This window comes from Leptotrichia rugosa (assembly GCF_041200005.1).
Taxonomy (GTDB): Bacteria; Fusobacteriota; Fusobacteriia; order Fusobacteriales; family Leptotrichiaceae; genus Leptotrichia; species Leptotrichia rugosa.
Window position 1 is genome coordinate 1,466,095 of sequence record NZ_CP165644.1, and the last position, 17,946, is coordinate 1,484,040.

19 protein-coding genes and 1 CRISPR repeat array are annotated in these 17,946 nt (G+C 25.3%); all 19 genes read right to left on the bottom strand.

Annotation, left to right across the window (positions count from 1 at the left end; all coding sequences use genetic code 11):
* Nucleotides 1-7 precede the first annotated feature (7 nt).
* The 19 genes from AB8B22_RS07245 to AB8B22_RS07335 all read right to left on the bottom strand — a co-directional run bounded on the left by AB8B22_RS07245 (nucleotide 8) and on the right by AB8B22_RS07335 (nucleotide 17,941).
* Nucleotides 8-955: a hypothetical protein gene (locus AB8B22_RS07245; protein WP_369710608.1), complete on the bottom strand. Its 948-nt coding sequence runs from the start codon at nucleotides 953-955 to the stop codon at nucleotides 8-10.
* Nucleotides 931-1,149 carry an MBL fold metallo-hydrolase RNA specificity domain-containing protein gene (locus AB8B22_RS07250; protein WP_369711939.1) on the bottom strand — a complete coding sequence of 73 codons (219 nt, stop codon included), beginning with the start codon at nucleotides 1,147-1,149 and terminating at the stop codon, nucleotides 931-933. Before AB8B22_RS07250 ends, AB8B22_RS07245 begins: the two co-directional genes overlap by 25 nt.
* Before the next feature lie 198 nt (nucleotides 1,150-1,347).
* Nucleotides 1,348-2,475, bottom strand: a complete 1,128-nt coding sequence (locus AB8B22_RS07255) for an MBL fold metallo-hydrolase (protein ID WP_369710609.1) — start codon at nucleotides 2,473-2,475, stop codon at nucleotides 1,348-1,350.
* The gene (locus AB8B22_RS07260) at nucleotides 2,472-3,020 is read right to left on the bottom strand and encodes a 4Fe-4S single cluster domain-containing protein (protein WP_369710610.1); all 549 of its coding nucleotides are present in this window, start codon (nucleotides 3,018-3,020) and stop codon (nucleotides 2,472-2,474) included. The genes AB8B22_RS07255 and AB8B22_RS07260 overlap by 4 nt, the downstream gene beginning before the upstream one ends.
* Nucleotides 3,014-4,738 (bottom strand): AAA family ATPase, encoded by a 1,725-nt coding sequence (locus tag AB8B22_RS07265; protein WP_369710611.1) that lies wholly within the window; start codon nucleotides 4,736-4,738, stop codon nucleotides 3,014-3,016. The genes AB8B22_RS07260 and AB8B22_RS07265 overlap by 7 nt, the downstream gene beginning before the upstream one ends.
* Nucleotides 4,722-6,269 carry a hypothetical protein gene (locus AB8B22_RS07270; RefSeq protein WP_369710612.1) on the bottom strand — a complete coding sequence of 516 codons (1,548 nt, stop codon included), beginning with the start codon at nucleotides 6,267-6,269 and terminating at the stop codon, nucleotides 4,722-4,724. The genes AB8B22_RS07265 and AB8B22_RS07270 overlap by 17 nt, the downstream gene beginning before the upstream one ends.
* Nucleotides 6,270-6,304: 35 nt before the next feature.
* Nucleotides 6,305-7,276, bottom strand: a complete 972-nt coding sequence (cmr6, locus tag AB8B22_RS07275) for a type III-B CRISPR module RAMP protein Cmr6 (RefSeq protein ID WP_369710613.1) — start codon at nucleotides 7,274-7,276, stop codon at nucleotides 6,305-6,307.
* Nucleotides 7,277-7,329: 53 nt separating this feature from the next.
* Nucleotides 7,330-7,467, bottom strand: coding sequence for a hypothetical protein (locus tag AB8B22_RS07280; protein WP_369710614.1), 138 nt, complete (start codon nucleotides 7,465-7,467; stop codon nucleotides 7,330-7,332).
* An 11-nt stretch (nucleotides 7,468-7,478) separates the two neighbouring features.
* Complete coding sequence (locus AB8B22_RS07285; protein ID WP_369710615.1) at nucleotides 7,479-7,886, bottom strand: type III-B CRISPR module-associated protein Cmr5; 408 nt, start codon at nucleotides 7,884-7,886, stop codon at nucleotides 7,479-7,481.
* A 1-nt stretch (nucleotide 7,887) separates the two neighbouring features.
* The gene (gene cmr4 / locus AB8B22_RS07290; protein ID WP_369710616.1) at nucleotides 7,888-8,712 is read right to left on the bottom strand and encodes a type III-B CRISPR module RAMP protein Cmr4; all 825 of its coding nucleotides are present in this window, start codon (nucleotides 8,710-8,712) and stop codon (nucleotides 7,888-7,890) included.
* A 5-nt stretch (nucleotides 8,713-8,717) separates the two neighbouring features.
* Complete coding sequence (locus AB8B22_RS07295; protein ID WP_369710617.1) at nucleotides 8,718-9,743, bottom strand: hypothetical protein; 1,026 nt, start codon at nucleotides 9,741-9,743, stop codon at nucleotides 8,718-8,720.
* Between the two features lies 1 nt (nucleotide 9,744).
* The gene (locus AB8B22_RS07300; RefSeq protein WP_369710618.1) at nucleotides 9,745-10,752 is read right to left on the bottom strand and encodes a Cas10/Cmr2 second palm domain-containing protein; all 1,008 of its coding nucleotides are present in this window, start codon (nucleotides 10,750-10,752) and stop codon (nucleotides 9,745-9,747) included.
* Between the two features lie 129 nt (nucleotides 10,753-10,881).
* Complete coding sequence (locus AB8B22_RS07305) at nucleotides 10,882-11,094, bottom strand: hypothetical protein (protein ID WP_369710619.1); 213 nt, start codon at nucleotides 11,092-11,094, stop codon at nucleotides 10,882-10,884.
* 148 nt (nucleotides 11,095-11,242) lie between these two features.
* On the bottom strand, nucleotides 11,243-12,106 hold the full coding sequence (locus AB8B22_RS07310; RefSeq protein WP_369710620.1) for a hypothetical protein: 864 nt from the start codon (nucleotides 12,104-12,106) through the stop codon (nucleotides 11,243-11,245).
* Between the two features lie 798 nt (nucleotides 12,107-12,904).
* On the bottom strand, nucleotides 12,905-13,552 hold the full coding sequence (locus AB8B22_RS07315; protein ID WP_369710621.1) for a CRISPR-associated protein Cas4: 648 nt from the start codon (nucleotides 13,550-13,552) through the stop codon (nucleotides 12,905-12,907).
* Between the two features lie 15 nt (nucleotides 13,553-13,567).
* Nucleotides 13,568-13,858: a CRISPR-associated endonuclease Cas2 gene (cas2, locus tag AB8B22_RS07320; protein WP_094080051.1), complete on the bottom strand. Its 291-nt coding sequence runs from the start codon at nucleotides 13,856-13,858 to the stop codon at nucleotides 13,568-13,570.
* Between the two features lie 58 nt (nucleotides 13,859-13,916).
* Complete coding sequence (gene cas1 / locus AB8B22_RS07325; RefSeq protein WP_369710622.1) at nucleotides 13,917-14,888, bottom strand: CRISPR-associated endonuclease Cas1; 972 nt, start codon at nucleotides 14,886-14,888, stop codon at nucleotides 13,917-13,919.
* Nucleotides 14,889-15,038: 150 nt separating this feature from the next.
* Nucleotides 15,039-15,523: a CRISPR direct-repeat array (repeat unit 37 nt; unit sequence GTTTCAATCCTTGTTTTAATGGATAAACTACTTTAAC).
* Between the two features lie 293 nt (nucleotides 15,524-15,816).
* The gene (gene proC, locus AB8B22_RS07330) at nucleotides 15,817-16,623 is read right to left on the bottom strand and encodes a pyrroline-5-carboxylate reductase (RefSeq protein ID WP_369710623.1); all 807 of its coding nucleotides are present in this window, start codon (nucleotides 16,621-16,623) and stop codon (nucleotides 15,817-15,819) included.
* A gap of 58 nt (nucleotides 16,624-16,681) precedes the next feature.
* Complete coding sequence (locus AB8B22_RS07335; protein ID WP_369710624.1) at nucleotides 16,682-17,941, bottom strand: glutamate-5-semialdehyde dehydrogenase; 1,260 nt, start codon at nucleotides 17,939-17,941, stop codon at nucleotides 16,682-16,684.
* Between the last annotated feature and the right edge of the window lie 5 nt (nucleotides 17,942-17,946).

Genomic DNA, 17,946 nt, shown 5'->3' on the forward strand with positions numbered 1-17,946 from the left:
ATACTTCCTATAATTCTTTATATTTTTTTATTTCTTCCACAATTCTATCTATTTTTTCTTTTCTCTTTAAAACTATCTCAAAATATTGTATTCCATTTTCTAAATAATATTTCCCAAATATTTTATTATCACTTATTCCTAAAATTTCTCTATAAATTTTATTTTCTTTATAAGAAAATATATAATTCAACATACGAATTGATTTTATTTTTTCATTTAATTTAGAATATATAAATTCTAAATCTTCAACTACTTCTTTTGATTTTATTCCATAAATATGATCTATATCTCCCCATAATGAATTATCTAAACAATAAAAAATATTACTCTTATAAATTCCGTTGGAAATATCATAATTAGGTCTTTCAGAAAGTTTTTCTTCGTATATTCTCTTTCTTTCATTTGATTTTAGTTGATGATAGTATCTTAATTTACGAATTAATGCTTTTACTTCAGGAGTTCTAAGCTCTTTTCTTAGTTTTTTTTCTATATTCTCTGAAATATCAAAAGGAAAATTTAAAATTAATTCGAAATTATTATTATTATAAATATATATATGAGTTCCTGTCATTTGTGAAATAACTATAACTTTTTCAACTAATTCAAACGGTACACTAACTAAATATACATTAGATTTTTCATTAGTATCAGAAACTAACATCGCTATATCTTCCATTATTTCTTCATTTTGATTATTATAATAACTTATATTAGAACTTATTCCTATTTCTCCCAACTCTAGCATTAATCTTTCAAAAAACTTCTCATTTTTTCTTGATATAATAAATTCAAAATGTAATAATTTTTTCTGAATTTTTCCTATATTTTTACTTTTAATTAATTTCACCACAGGATATTCATTATATTCTTCACTTTCCAAAATATTAGTATTCTCTGGATTTAATCTATAATCTTGGTTAATATCTATTACTATCTTAGAAAATTTATGTTGCATACTAAAAAATTTTTTTCTCCATTATCAATTAAATAGACTTTTTCATCAATTTCTGGAATAAATACTTTTTTATCCTTAATTCCTCTTTCTACACTTCTACTAGCTTCTAAATCTCCATGAACTAGCATAATATTTTCTGGATTTAACTCTTTAATTAAATCTATTACTCCTCTTACACTGACATGACCTGAAATGTAACTTTATAAATATTTCTATTATTATTTTTATATATTCTATCTCCTATTGTTATAGTTTCTAAATAATTTGTATTTTGTATTTTCCCACCTATTGTATTTGGAGCCTGATATCCAACAAAAATTATACCATCCCTATCTCCAGATATTATTTCTAACGCTAATCCTGCACCACCAAAAGTTCTTCATTTACAGGTCCTAACATTCTTGTATAAGAAAAATTGCTTTTTCAGCTTTTCTAAATTCACTAGCTATTTCTTTCGGATTATATCTAGCTATATTTAATTTTTTTTGTAAACTTTTAAGTAAACTAAAATTGTTTCTTTGTTTATTTTGAATTTGAGATTGTTTTTTATTCAAAATTTCAAAATAATTTTTTCCATTTATTGTTAATTCTTCTGCTAAAATATCTAAAGATTGCTCTAGATATTTTTCAGTATATTTTATTCCCAATGAATTTGGACTGTTATGTATATATATTTTTGTATCTCTTGATATCCTACCTTCTAAAATTAATCTTAATATTGCAGAAATTACTTCCTGCATTCTACCCAAAGCAAAACAAGGAATAAGAACATTCCCCTCATTTTTAAATATTTTATTTATCCCGTATGATAAATCTGTTAGTGTTTTTTCTTTAAGTATTTCATCACTTTCATCATTTCTTCCATAAGTAGTTTCAGTTATCATCGTATCTATTTTTTTACCTTTAAGTTTTGATATGAATTCTGTTTTTTGATGAAAAAATTTTTTAGATTCTGTAAAATCACAAGTCAAAAATAATGTGTAAGTACCGTCTTCAAATAAAATTCCTAACGACCCTAATAAGTGAGATGTTTTATAAAAAGTTATTTTTAAATTTGTTTTTCCTAGATAAATTGTTTTATAAAAATCTTTTGTTTCCATTTTTCTTATGACTCTATCTATATTTTCACTAGAATAAATGTCTAATTTTTTTTCAATTTCTTGTTTTTTAATTTCATTTTTTTCTTTTTCAAAATCACTCTTTAATATTTTTTGTGAATCTTCCAAAGCAATTTTTAGCATTGATTTATTGTCTGGAGATGTTATCATTCTTTTTAAATTTAATTTATTTTCACATTCCATTAAAGAACCTACATGATCTCCATGTAGGTGCGTTAATATAAATAAATCTATATCATCGTTAATTTCTTCAAAAATAGGATATTTATCTTTAACTTGTCTTGCTCCTGAATCAATTAATATTCTCTCACCTTTCCAGTACAGAAATATTGATGTTGCTCCAACTTCTGAAGCTCCTCCTAAATACTGAATATAAATATCTTTCTCGTTTCTTTTTATCATTTATAAAACCCCTTTATATGTAAATTATTTTCATCAATCTCTATCTCATATAAATTTTCAACATCAAAGTCCTTTTTCTTATATCTATTCGTAAAATAAATAATTTTTTGATTAGAAGAACCCTTAAACTCTCTATTTATAGCTAACTCTTCCACATAAAGACCATCAATTAAAACATCAACATACTTAAAAAGTTCTTCTACATTTTTATTTTTCATCCCTTTTAAATCTTCATATTCAAAACCTGTATAACATAATACTGATAAATCATTTTCTTGACATTTTTTAGCAATTTTAGTAAGTTGTTTTGCTTGTAGTAAAGGTTCTCCTCCTAAAAAAGTTACCCCTTCTATTTTATCCTTTACCGATAAAATATCCTTTATAATTTCTTCTGTATCAATCAATATTTTTCCCTCAAAGGATTGATACTCTACATTATAACATCCTTTACATTTAAAAAAACATCCCTGTACCCAGATTATATATCTTTTACCGGGTCCTAAGACTCTACAATTTTTATCTATTTTTGCAATATTTATTAACATCTAAATTCAACCTTTTCATTTTTTATAAAAGCCATAATTTCATTTTCTTTATTATTTTTTTCAGTAAAAAATATAGAAAATTCATTTATAAAATAAGTTTCTATAAGTGTATTGACTAATCTCGCACCAAATTTTTTTGAATCATCCAATTTTTTTAAAAAAAATTGTTTCATTTCTTCCATATTTTCTATCTCTAATTTTAAATTTTTTATTCTTTTTTTTATATTTTCTATTACCATTTTAAGTCTATTTTCAATAATCTCTTCAAATACATCTTCACTAATATGATTAAAAACAACTTTATTATTACCAAATCTATTTAAAATTTCAACTCTTCCAACTTCTTTTTCAAAATATCTATTCAAAGCATCCAAATAATACTTTCGTGGGTTTTTCTCAGATTGTTCATCAAATTCAGCATTACCTATATTAGAAGTAAATATAATTATTGATTCTGTAAAATATCCTGTATTTCCTTTATTATCTGTTAATCTTCCATCTTCTAATATTTGAAGAAATGTATCCCATATTTTCACATTTGCTTTATCTATTTCATCAAATAAAATTACTGAATACGGATTTGACATAATCCAATTTGTCAATTGTCCACCTTCATTATATCCTACATATCCTGGATCAGAACCAATTAATTTATTTATACTTTCTGGACTTTTATATTCACTCATATCAAATCTTTTAAAAGCACTTTCATCTCCAAAAATACATTCTGTAAGTACTTTTGCCAACTCTGTTTTCCCAACACCAGAAGGTCCAGTAAAAAACATAACTCCTGTTGGCTTTGTACTATATGGTTGCATAACACCATTTAAATTTAGCTTAGCTCTATAAACTACTTTTTTTACAAATTCAATTGCTTCATCTTGTCCTTTTACTCTTTTTTTTAATTTTGTTTCTAATCTTTTTATTGTACTATTCTTTAAATTTACCCATGGTGATTTCTTTTCACCAAAATCATAATCATTAACCATCTCTTTAATACTCTTTGAAGGATCATAAATTGTTTTAGTTTTTACCGATTTTTTAAAAATATTAGCTATTTCTTTTAGTTTTCTTTTCCCTGTTATTTTTAGGAAAATATTAAAATCTTCTTTTATGAAACTCGATTCTTGTCCACTTTTTTCTCTATGATAAAAAAATTTTAAAAAATCTTTAATATAAGTTTCTCTTTCATCTTCTTCTGGATAATCAATATAAATCGTTGATACATAAGGATTATTTACTGTCAATTTCTCAGGAAAATCTCCCAAATTTTCACAAATAAAAATTATTTTCCTATCATTTTTTTCCGAATTAATATATTCCAAAAAATATCTCAAGGTATATGAATAATCATAGCATGAAGAATCTCCAAAAAATAATCTTGGATCTTTAATAATTATATTTTTCTCACTTGAATTTTCTAATTTTTGAACATTTTTTAAAAAATCAACTCTTGTATTTAGAAATACCCCATTAGATAAACTATTTATTTCATTTTCTTCATCTTGCTGCTCTTCACTTTCTATCATTTTTTCAAAATAATCAGTTCCAAAAAAAATAAACTTATCATCTCCAAATTTTTTTTCAAAAAATTCATTTATATCACAAGTACTCTCTTTATAAAAATAATCGTCATCTATACTTCCATACAAACAAAAAACCTTTTTTCTTTCTAATTCACTTTCAAATTTTTCAATCCATCTACTCTTTTCTATCATTTTTCTTACCTTTCCAAGAATCACACACTTCTTTTAAATATTTTGGAAATTCACTATAATTTATTAAAGGTTTGCTAAATATCACTACACAAACTATTAGAATAACCATTGTAGCTATTTCTAATATACTTTTTCCCTCAAAACTAATTTCAAATATACCTCCAGCAAATAAACCAACAATTGCAAATAGAATTCCAAATCTTTCTATTTTACTTTGGTTTTCTTTTTCTCTTTCTTCATCTCTCTTATCGCTATCTCTTTCTAATTTTTTATTTAAAGTTTTTATCTTCAAATCTAATTCTTCTAATAATTCCTTTATTCTCATTTTTTTTTGGAAAAAATCATATAATTCTATTCCTTGTTCTTGCTGTGTAATTTCAGAAAAATGCATTTTCGATAAATAAGTTAGATATTCTTTTGTTTCTTCATTGCTTTCATAAGTCTCATTATCTTTTCCATTAATTATTCTATTAATTAAATTATTCATTTTTTCATTCAAAGAAATAATAGTTGCTTTTTGAGCGACTACTAAAGAAACTAATTGAAAGTAATGATTTTTCATGTGATTGTTTATAAAATCGCTACTTGACCAAGCAGAAAACGAATATCTAGAAATTCCATATAAAGTTTTATAATCCTTCCAACGTACATATGTAGAATTTTCCAATAGTTCCTCCATCATTTTTTCATCTTGACACATTGGATCACCAGTATCTATAAAAATATATTTATACCAGTTTTTAGATTTTCTCCATTCATCAATTTGTTTTTCTTCAAAGAAAAAATCTTCTATTCCTTTTTCCTTTTTGGGTTCAGAAATATAATGAGACATTACAAACATCCTGTCATCTAGTATAATCTCTATATCCTCTGTTTTTAAAAAATAAGAAATTATATTATTTTTTAGTTTTTCAGTTTTCTTTACAATATCTGCACTATAAATATCCTGACTTACTATTTCTCTTCTATTTGTATCATACAAACTTATTTTTGGACATTCTTCTCTTGTATATGCTCTATATAATTTTCTTCCTAAATTGTTTATATATAAAATATCTTCTATTTCTTTATATTTTCTATTATTTAAAATAAATGATAACGTACCTATATTTGTATCAAAACATTTCAGTTTTATATCTTCTATTTCCAATAAATATTCTTTTTTAAAACTTTTTTCTGCCTCTTTATCATTGTGTTCAAAATAAATTTTATATATTCCTTTTTGAATATCTTTATAAATTTTTTCTATTACTTTATCATCATTACCACTATCGCCATAATTTGAGAATAGTGCTTCTTTCGCATATTTATTTAAATATTTTTCTACATCTGGATTAATTTTACAATCTTCCCATTTTTCTTTTTCTTTAAGAAGCAACTCTATCCTATCTATATTATCTGGATTCAATATCTTAAATGGCAAAATAAAAATATGAGTTGAAATCAACTTTTCTCTTTGTTCTTGTTTCTCACTCTCTTCTGAATTCTTACTTTTTTCAGTATCCATTTCTTCTTTTTTATGATTTTCCATTTTTACCTCTCTAAAAAAATACTTGCTTCTCCATATTAAGAATTTATAATTTCTTCTAATTTTTTTATTTTTTCTTTTGTTTTTTTACTAGGTTTTTTATCATTTTTTAAATCTGATAAAAATAATTTTGCTATTTCTTTTTTTTCTTTACCTTCAAATTTTTCGATTTCCGAAACTTTTCCTTTTTTAGTTTGTTCATTCCATTCATTTTTAAATTCATAAACGAACTTTTCAAAATCACTCATCTGTTCTTTTTTCTTTTCTAGAACTTCTAATTTTTCTTTTTCTAATATTTTTCTTGCATCTTCCTCTCTTTTTCTTGTTACTTTAATACTTGCCTCCTCATCAAAATGACCATAACCAACGTTTGTCTTAGCACCTAGTCCTGTTAAAAATAAAATTTCTGTAAATAAATTTTTCTTTTGTTCTTTTGTAATAATTATATCATTTCCCTCAGATTTAAATATTTTAGTTTCATTTAATTGAAATAATATTTCTATTTCTGTCTCTGGCACTATTTTTAAAATCTGTATTGGTACAGGATTTTCTAATATTTTTTTATGAGGTGTAATATAATCTTTATCTAAAATTTGTTTTCCATCTTGAACCAGTATTCTTCCTTCAATAAATTTATCTCTTTTAAATATTGGTAAAAATTTTTCTTCCTCTAAATTTTCTTTTTCTCTAAAATCTCTTCCATCAAAAATAGATTCTTTTATTTTTTCAATCTCTTCAAAAGAATAATTTGATTCCAAAATTTGATTTATTAGTTCCATTTTAGCTTCATTTTGCTCTTGATATTTCAATTTTTCTTTTTCTAAATAATTTTTATCTTCAATTTTTTGAGGAAAGAAATCTCTAATCACACCTTTTATTCCACTTCCTGGAATATATGGAAGTCCAGTTGTATAATCAAAAGAAAGACCATTTTTAAAATTGTTTTTTGTATTATCTTTTTCTTTCTCATTAAATGATGTATATTCAATTTTTGTCCCTGTTCCAATCAATAATCCTGGATAATTTACTGAAAAATAAATTTTATCAACATTTATTAAATCTTCTAATCTTTTTTGATTACTATTTTCATCTGTTTTTTTACTTTAAAAGGATTTTCTATTTTATACTCTCTATTTAAATAAAACTTTTGTAATCTTGATTTCATATAATGAAAACCTAAATTAATATTATACTTTTCCATTATACCTCCTCCTATTTTTCTTCTAAAAAAGTTCTTAAAGCTAATTTTATTGCTATTGAAATATCTATAACTTTATTTTCGATTTCTCTTAATTTATCCTTTGACATTCTCTTAGTTTGAATTTCATCTGCTAAATATTGACATAATTTTTTCTTATCATCTATTCTAATATCCCCTTTTACTTTTAGGAACTCTTTTACTATATTTGCTATCTTTTTTCTGTTTCCTTTTTCATTTGCATCGGTTTTTTCAAAATAAGCTAATGCCGGTATTAATCCATTTTGAATAACCATAGCCCCAAAAGTTGATATATAACCTTTATACTCTGAAGGAATTCCATTTTTGTTTATATCTTCTCTAAATTCTTCTTTTGTCATTTTTAATATATAAGGAAAATATTTTTCTACTCTTCTACTCATTTTATTTCACCTCTTCAAATTTCGTAAATCCATAACCAATTGTAGCATTAGCTCCTATTTGAACTAAATTTTCTTCTAGTTTTTTACAAAAATCTTCAAATTTATCTATATTTTGAGAATTAACAAGTCCTGTATAAAATACTGTTTCCCTAGGCACTACTTCTTCATACCATAAATTTTTACTTACTCCATTTTCTAGCTGATTTCTTGCTATTACTGGTAATCTTTTTGAAATTTCATCTTTAAAATTTTCTTCTTTTATTACAACAATATCTTTTATTCCCAACACTTTACTTAAGACATCATTTTCAGCATAAAAATCTATTTCATTATTTTCAAAACTTTCTATCAATAATCCTTTTTCTTCATTTCCTAATACACAAACTTTTTTTCCTGCTTCAGTTAGTTTTTTATGTATTTTTTCTAATTCTTCTTTTATTTCTTTTAGATTTTCAGTATTTTTTCCAAATAAATTACTGAATTCCACATATTCTCTTATTATTTCTATAGTTGTTCCCATAAAATATGACTTTTTATTACTTCTTACAGGAATTGATAATAATTTACCTTCAATAAAACTTACTTCGCCTTGTTTATTATCTTCCTTTTCAGTATTTTCTGAACCAAAAATTTCTCTCACATATTCTTTACTTTCAATTCCATCAAAAAATTCTCTTAGTGCACCTTTTATCCCTGAAGGATGCATATTTGGATATTCTGTAATCGGATCTCTTTGCACTTGATTATCTATAAAATTAAAATTAGCTTCTCCACTTCCCATATGTAAATTTGTAACTAAACGCATTCTAAATAATTTTGCTTCCATACTATTTATCTCCTTCTATATAATTTATAATCATTAAATCCTACTTTTTTATAATTTTTATATTTCTCATTTTCTAAAATCTTACTAACTTCATTGTTACTTAATAAAATACTACCTCTTTTTATTAAGTTCTGTGAATTTTTATTTTTATAAAATTCACTATTACTATCATTAATAAATTTAAATTTACTATTTTTTAAATTTATTCCTTCACTTAATTCTAACAATTTATTTAAATCATCTTGTTCTATATACATATCACTTGTAAACAACATCAAATTATTTTCTTGATTCACATTAATCTCTAAATTCTTTTCTGTTTTATTTTTTTGCTCAACTTCTAAATAAAAAATCGAATACTTATCCCCTAATTGAACAAACCCATTTTTTATATTGACATCTTTTAGAATTACATAAAAACCAAAATAAATATTTCTTTCTTTAAATAAATATCTTTGCTTTTTAAATAAACTATTATCTTCACCTTCTTTTTTTTGCTTATCTATTCCCAATTCTGCAACTTCTTTAAAAATTTTATCTTTACTTTTTTTATCTTTATTTCTAAAATTCACAAAATATTCTCCAAAACTTTTTGGATTATATTCTAATAACCTTTTTTCTCCATTTTTATTAGTAAAATTTTTTATATCAGAAAATTTTGCATTTGTTTCCCCTGTTTTATTATCTTCATAAAAATAATATGGAATATCGTCAATATAAACTTGTACTGAACTAATACTCTCTATTTTCCCAAATGTACTTTCTGAAATTTTTTTAGTTATATTTCCTATATATTCTTTTTCTCTATTTTTTTGTTCATTATTCCTTTTCGCATTGCTTATTAAAATTCCATTATCTTCCAGTACTTTTTTTCGTAACATTCCTAATACAGCTGTTTGCTGCGGATACATGTTTCCTTTTAAGAAATATGGCTTTTTATAATCTTTGTCGTTTTTATTGTCATCAAAACTTTTTGTACTCCCAAAATAAAAAGGATTCAATGGTTTCAATTTTATAAAATATTCTACCATATTATTTTCCCCCTCTATCTTCATAAAATTTTATCAATTTAAAATATGAAACTATTTTTTCTAATTTTTCCTCAAATTTTTCTTCTGGTTTGGAATTTTCTTTTCCAACATAAACTAATAGCTCGTATAAATCATTTAATAATTCATTATTTTCTTTTTTACTATCAAACAGGTTACTTAAAAAATTATTTATTTGTTCTGGACTTGTAATAATTTCTTTAAAAATAAAATTATTCATATAAACTTTTTGAATAATTGTATTCAGTAATTTTCCTCTTTCTTTTGAATAAACTTGACCTTTTTCTATATATTTTTTTAAATAACTATTCATTTTGCTAAAAAAAATATTATTTTTATCATTAAACTCCATATCTTTAACTAAGTTATTTATTATAAATTCAAAACTTTGTCCGCTATGCTTTTGTACTGATATTACTGCTGAATCTTTCTTATTTGTTTTTTTTGCCTTATAGAATAATAACTCATGAGATTTTTCAATAGATTCCTTAATTGGATTTTTATCATAGCAAATAAATATTCCAAAAGACACACTTAATGCCTTATTTTCATTTCCAAAGCACTCTTTTAATAATCTACAAGCTTTTTCAATAAACTCAAGTATATATTTAGGATTCAAAATAGCTAATATGTCATCACCAGCTGAATACAAAACTAATCCTTCTGATTTCTCATTTCTTTTTTTAGATTCTATAAATTCTTTTAATTTTGAAATATAGTTGTGTATCCTAACTGAAACATCTTTTATTTTTTCAATTTCTTCTTGAGAAAATTTCCCCATGTTGTCTAAATCAAGAGAAATAATTGCTCTGTAATTATTTTCATTTACTAAAAAACTATCTTCTCTCAATTTTATTTTTTCAGATAAACTATCTGCTATAATTTCATTTATCACTTTTTCATTGTATTGAATTGGAAAGTTTTTAATTAACTCTATTCCGTCTAACTTTGAAAAAATTTCTTTGATATCTTCTTTTTTTTCTACATTCATCAAAACAATATTAAAATTTATATATTCTTTTAATAAATCTATTTGCTCTTCATAGTTATCCCTGAAACTTTTATTTTCCTTTTTTTAATAATTTTATTTATTTTTTCTAAATCTTCTAAAATGTTATTTTTAGTTTTTATTTTTTATTTTTTCTAGAAATTCCTCAAAAACTTCATTTTTAAAATGTTCTATTTCTTTTACTATATCTTCATCACTTTTTCCTATTTCTTCTTTTTCTTCCGCCTTTATTTTCAAAATGGCTCGATCGGGATATAACTTATTCTCATTTTCATTATTTTCAAAATGAGGTGTTATTATCTCATAATTTTTTGAAGTACTCACTTTTTTAAAAACTCATACATGAATGTTGAAAAAAAGCCGAAGCATTTGCTATTTCATAAATTTTTCTACTTTCTGAAATGGTTTCTACTATTGGTCCTAATGTAATCCCTACAATTTTCATCATTTTATTCTCCTTTCATTTGTTGTTCTATATACTTATTAAACTCTTTATAATCAAATACTTCTGGTTTATAAGCAGGATCTCCGATATACTGAACTCTTTCGTTTGTTTTTTTGTTTCATATATTTTGTCTTCTTTAGTTAATGCTTTTATTAATTCTAAATTAGGTATAAAATATAATCTATAATCATTATTCTTAGTTTTCAAAATTTTCATTGCTCCTAATGATTCTTTCCTGTTTATCTCAATTCTTAAAAGAATTAATGCTTTTTTGGAAATTCTCTCTTTTATTTTTGTCTTAAATTCTAAATCTTCTAATATTTTTTCAACATCATTTCCTTTTAATTCCAAATATTCTTTATTTTCTGCATCAGTCTTAAAGAATTTGTAATCTTTTAATGCTTCAATTTCATCTATATCTTTATAACTTAAATCAGTCTTAGAAATATAAAAAGAGCCAAAGCATTTATTTTTTCTTTTCCCAAAATTTGTTGTCGCTAAAAATTCAGGCAAATTTTCTTTTATTAATTTTATCATTTCTGAATTCAAAGAAAAGAAAAATATTTCTAATTTTATATTTTCTTTTCTAGCTTTATAACCTTCTACTTTTTTCCCACCTGCTGTCATAAATATTCTATACTCTTTACGATTGTCATATTTTCCCCTTGTTTTAATAGTAACATTATAGTCAAATGCTTTTCTCTTTTCTCCGTTGCTTTCTAATAAAAATTTTTCTATATCTTTTTCTTTATATTTTCCAGCAAGAAATCTATCGAATCTCGGTTTAAACTCTGTCGGTCTCAAAATATCTTTACCTTTTCCATCTATTTCATTGACATAAGGTGTTATCTGCTCTAATTCTACTTCATAAATATATTTTGAATTTTTCATTTATTTTCTCCTCTCATTTTTATTTATTAATTTTTTCAACGAAAGAATATTCTATTGTTATTTCACTATTTAATTTCTTATGTTATTAATTTTTAAAAAATAGAATTACTAATCTCTTTTTAATTTAAACTAATATTATTAGTATAATTATACCACATCTTTTAATTTTTTCAAAAAAAAATCACAACTATAAATTGTGATTAAATATCTTTTTCCTTGTTTTAATGGATTCACTTCTTTAACAAATAAAAAGTTGAAGAGAGAAAATTTTGATTTGAGATGTTTCAATCCTTGTTTTAATGGATTCACTTCTTTAACCTGCCGCAACAGCGGTGTTGGGAGGTACAACATACGCGTTTCAATCCTTGTTTTAATGGATTCACTTCTTTAACCGTTAAGGTGTTAGATTACCTAGAAGATAAATATGTGGAAGTGTTTCAATCCTTGTTTTAATGGATTCACTTCTTTAACCCCCGTACTTTCAAGAAAATCCTTTATTTATAGGTGCTACAGAGATTTTTTCAGACATTAAAATCGTATTTTTTTGATTAATTTTTATCGTTTTTTGCTGTTTTTTTAGCATTTTCCGTAACTCCTAACCCTCATTTTTATTGACTTTGAGTAGATTTTCTTTCTCTTTTTTTATTTTTGATAGTGGTAGGAATTTTCACCACGAACTTATTTTACCATACTTTCTTATTTTTTCAAAATTTTTTTTGATTTTTTTGCAAAAAAAGAGAAAATCTATTTATGATAATTTTACTAAAAAATGATTTTCTCTATTTTTATTTTTTAATACTATCTTCCACAAATTTTTTTGTAATAACAATCTCGGCATTTTGTACCGCCTTCTGCTTCTATTGGGTACCGCTCAGTTTCAATTATTTTTAATACTTCAGCAGCACTTTCTTTTACTTTTTCCAAATCTTTATTTGTACATTCTATTTTCTTTAATGATAAACCATCTAAAAACAAAATATACCCTTTTTGAGATTTAATTTTATACTTTTCTTCAATTAATATTAAAAACATGGCTACTATATATTTGTATCTATTTTCTTCTCTTGCTGTATATTTAGCATTGTAGTAATAAACTGGAACTATTGTTTCGTCTTCTAAAAGAAGTATGTCGTCTAATTTCCCATAAAAATGATATTTTTCTGAAGACAATTCTTTGTTAAATTCTCTATTATACCAGTATAATATGTTTTCTTGATTTGAATTTATCATTTGTTCTATATTTTGTTTTTTTAATTTCAATCTATCCCATATCCATTTCCTATTTATACGATTTTTTCCTTTCACCCTTTCTTCTTCTTCCTTGTTAGAATCTTCCTTTTTTTCTCCAAACATTTTTAGCACATTTTCATAATATATTATTCTAGGACAAAAAATATAGTCCAAAATTTCAAATATTGATATTTTCTGAGATTTAATAACTTCCATTTTTATTCACCTCTTTTAAAAAAATAGTACTGGCTTTTCATCTTTAACGATATCTTGTTCAAAAGATAATCCCAGCAATGTTGCCTTTTTGTAATCTGCTTCACAAACTGGGAAAATATATACCGAATCTTCTCGTAAATCAATTGCTTTTTTTGTTTCCACTATAATTTCATCAACTTCATCTTTTTCTATATTCCCTAGAAATACTGACTTCTGAACTCTGTATAATCCATGTTTTTGTGCTATTCTAATAATTTCTCTTCTATTTCTATCATCTGTTATATCGTATATTAACCAAGTCATCATTTTCAATCACCTTCTATAAATAATTCAAAAATAGTTTTCAAGCCCAAAAATTTTAATTTTACTTTGATATCAAAAAATTTGCTAATTCGTGACATTCAAACTGTAACTTATCTAAACTCGAAATATTTCTGTTATTGTAACGCACCTTTTTTTCCAATCTATTATAAAAACTCTCAACCAAAACTTTTTTTCCATCGCCTACTAACATAACGCTATTTCCTTCTCTTTTGAAAAAATATTTTTGAACTCTTTTTTGTGTAAAAAGTGAAAATACTGTTCTACTAGCTAAATGTCTGTAACTTTCTATTAAATCAAAAACAAGCGATTTTTTCCCATAATTATCTGTATGAATTATTCCAACATAAGGATCAAGTCCCGCAATTATACAAGCTTTTTCAACTTTACTGTACAATATTCCAAAAGCATAGTTTAACATTGCATTAAATTCATCTTCCGCAGGGTGCATACTTCTTTTTTCAAATTTAAATCCTTCTGGTATCAATTCCGACAATGTTTGGTAGTATATTTTTGCTGCATTTCCTTCGTACCCCATCAAAGTTCCTCTTTTTTCACTAACATTTCCTTCTACTAATTTTATTTGATAAATATATCTTTTCATTTCTTTTATTTGTTTATCCAAAAATGCCTTTTTCGCTTCTCTTTTTATCTTCAAATCTTCCAAATGTTCTGCACAATTTTTAATTTTCTGTATCAATATCTGTTTTGCCAATTCAATTCCTTTTTGAGTCCTAAATATTTCCAACTGTTTTCTTCTAATATTAGCTGTTGAACCAAATTTGCTTTGCCAAAATCTTCCATAAGGATTTCCAAAATCATCAACAATCACTATATCAATATTATTATCCACTGCCAATTTTATCACATCTGTTGTCAAAAAAATCCCTTTAGATAGCACTAATGATTTTATCTTTTGTGGAGCTACCGCTACTTTCTTCTTACTCGTAGCTATCTCAAACAAATCATCCCTCTTTTTTACCACTGTCCCCAAATCTGTTATGTATAGTTCCATAGTTTTTTATCCTTTCTTAGATATGTTTTTAATTTAATATTTATTTTACTATTATTTTACCTTATCAATTAAAAAAATCAAATTTTATTTTTATATTTTTATTTTTTTTCAAAAAAAATCACAGATACTACTGTGATTAAATTTTTTTAAATTTTTATCCTTGTTTTAATGGATTCACTTCTTTAACTATGATTGATTCATTATGTGGTCACGTGAAAAGATTGAGTTTCAATCCTTATTTTAATGGATAAACTACTTTAACTGTGATATATATGCGAATAAGAAAAGTAGAGAATGGTGTTTCAATCCTTGTTTTAATGGATAAACTACTTTAACTTTATAGAAGCAGTAATGTTTGCAAGAAAAATAATAGAAAGTTTCAATCCTTGTTTTAATGGATAAACTACTTTAACAGAGAAGACTTAGTAGGTCCTGACACAAGCCCTGCTGGGTTTCAATCCTTGTTTTAATGGATAAACTACTTTAACAAAATTATGATGTTTTCAAAATAAATCGGAAACACTAGTTTCAATCCTTGTTTTAATGGATAAACTACTTTAACAAATATTCCGAAGAGTACTTCGGGAACAATATATTAGTTTCAATCCTTGTTTTAATGGATAAACTACTTTAACCCCGTACTTTCAAGAAAATCCTTTATTCATCAATGTTACAGAGATTTTTTCAGACATTAAAATCGCTTTTTTTTGCTTAATTTTTTTCAATTTTTGTCGTTTTTTTAGCATTTTCCGTAACTCCTAATCCCCATTTTTACTGGCTTTGAATGGACTTTCTTAATACTTTTTTATTTCTTATAGTGGTAGGAACTTTTTCTACAAACTTATTTTACCATATTTTTCTCTTTTTTCAAAATTTTTTTATAAAAAAAAGAAAAACTAAACAAAAAATTTAGTTTTTCTTTGTAAATTTACTTTTCTCCTGCCATTTCTTTTGATTTTTCCGTACAAGCTGCAACTGCTTCAATTACATTTCCACGAAAATTTCCATTTTCTAAAACTCTGACTGCTTCGATTGTCGTTCCAGCTGGAGAGCAAACTTCGTCTTTTAACTGTCCTGGATGCTTTCCTGTTTCAAGAAGCATTTTTGCTGATCCCGCTACAGTTTGAGCGACTATTTCGTATGCTTTATTTCTTGGCATTCCGCAAAGTACGCCACCGTCAGCTAGTGCTTCCATAAACATGTAGACATACGCTGGAAGTGAACCGCTAATTCCCGTATATGCATGCATCAATTTTTCTTCAATTTCTACACTTTTTCCAAAACTATTTAAAAGTTTAAAAATTATTTCTTTTTCAGAATTTTCAATATTTTTATTAAATGTAACCGCTGTCATTCCTGAAAGTACTTGAGCAGGAGTATTTGGCATTGTTCTAACAACTTTTTTATCTTCTCCCAAAGTATTTTCAATCATGGAAATACTTATTCCAGCCGCAATTGTCAAAATAATCGTATCTTTTTTCACATTTCCGCTCAAATTTTTCAAAACGACAGGAATTATATGGGGTTTTACTGACAAAACAATAATATCACAATTTTCTGCCAGCTCTTTTTCACTATTTACGGCATTTACTCCATATTCTTTAACTAAATTGTTTACTTTTTCTTTATCCAAATCAAAAATATTTATATTTTCACTTTTTTCAAATTTTGAAGACAAAATTCCTTTTATTATTGAACTTCCCATATTTCCTGTTCCAATAAATCCTATTTTCATTTTTTCTCCTTAGTTTTATAACTTGAATATGATTTTTTTATTTTCTTATAAAAAAATTTTATTCTCTAATTTGCCCATTTCCACGAATTACATATTTAGTCGTAGTCAACTCTCTCACTCCCATAGGCCCACGAGCGTGTAATTTTTGCGTAGAAATTCCAATTTCTCCACCAAATCCAAATTCTCCGCCGTCAGAAAATCTAGTTGATGCATTTAAATAAACCGCTGCCGAATCCACTTCATTTAAGAATTTTTCAGCATTTTGAATATTTTTTGTAATAATCGAATCCGAGTGATGTGTTCCGTGTTCATTGATGTAACAAATTGCTTCTTCCACATTGTCCACCAATTTTAGCGACATCACCATATCCAAATATTCCGCCCCAAAATCTTCATCTTGAGCCAATTTCACATCACTTCTGTTTCCAACAATTTCAAGCGCTTCTTTGCTGTATCTAAGCTCAACTTTATCTTTTATCAGCATATCCGTCAATTTTGGCAATATTTCACTTGCAATATTTTTATGAACTAAAACCGTTTCAATTGAATTACAAGTGCTCGGTCTTTGAGTTTTTGCATTTTCAATTATTGGTAAAGCCATCTCAATATCTGCGCTTTCATCGACAAAAACATGACAAACCCCAGCTCCCGTTTCAATTACAGGAATCGTCGCATTTTCAATCATAAATTTTTTTAAGCCTTTTCCGCCTCTTGGAATCAAAACATCAATATATTCGTTTAAAGTTATCATTTCTTTTACCAATTCCCGTTCTGGCTTTTCAATCAACTGAACTGAATTTTCAGGAATTCCCACTTTTTTCCCAACTTCGCTGAAAAGTCTGCTCAAATAAATATTTGAATTTATTGCATTTTCAGAACCTCTCAAAATTACTGCATTTGAAGATTTCAAACATAGCCCTGCCGCATCAATCGTAACATTTGGTCTTGATTCATAAATCATTCCAATCACGCCAAGTGGGACTCTTTTTTTCGCAATCGACATCCCATTTTTGTGGTTCCATCCAGTTAAAATTTCTCCAATCGGATCATTAAATGCCGCAATTTCTCTCAAACTTTGTGCCATCCCTTCAATTCTAGCGTCTGTCAATTCCATTCTGTCAAGCAACGCAAAACTAAGCCCTGCCTTTTTCCCATTTTCCAAATCAATTTTATTTGCCGCTTTTATTTCTTCCTTTTTTTCAATTATTTCATCTGCAATGGCACGAAGTGCATTATTTTTAATTTTTGTATCAAGCGTCAAAAGTTTTTGAGAAGCAATTTTTGCCTTTTTTCCCATTTCTTCGATATATTTATTCATAATTT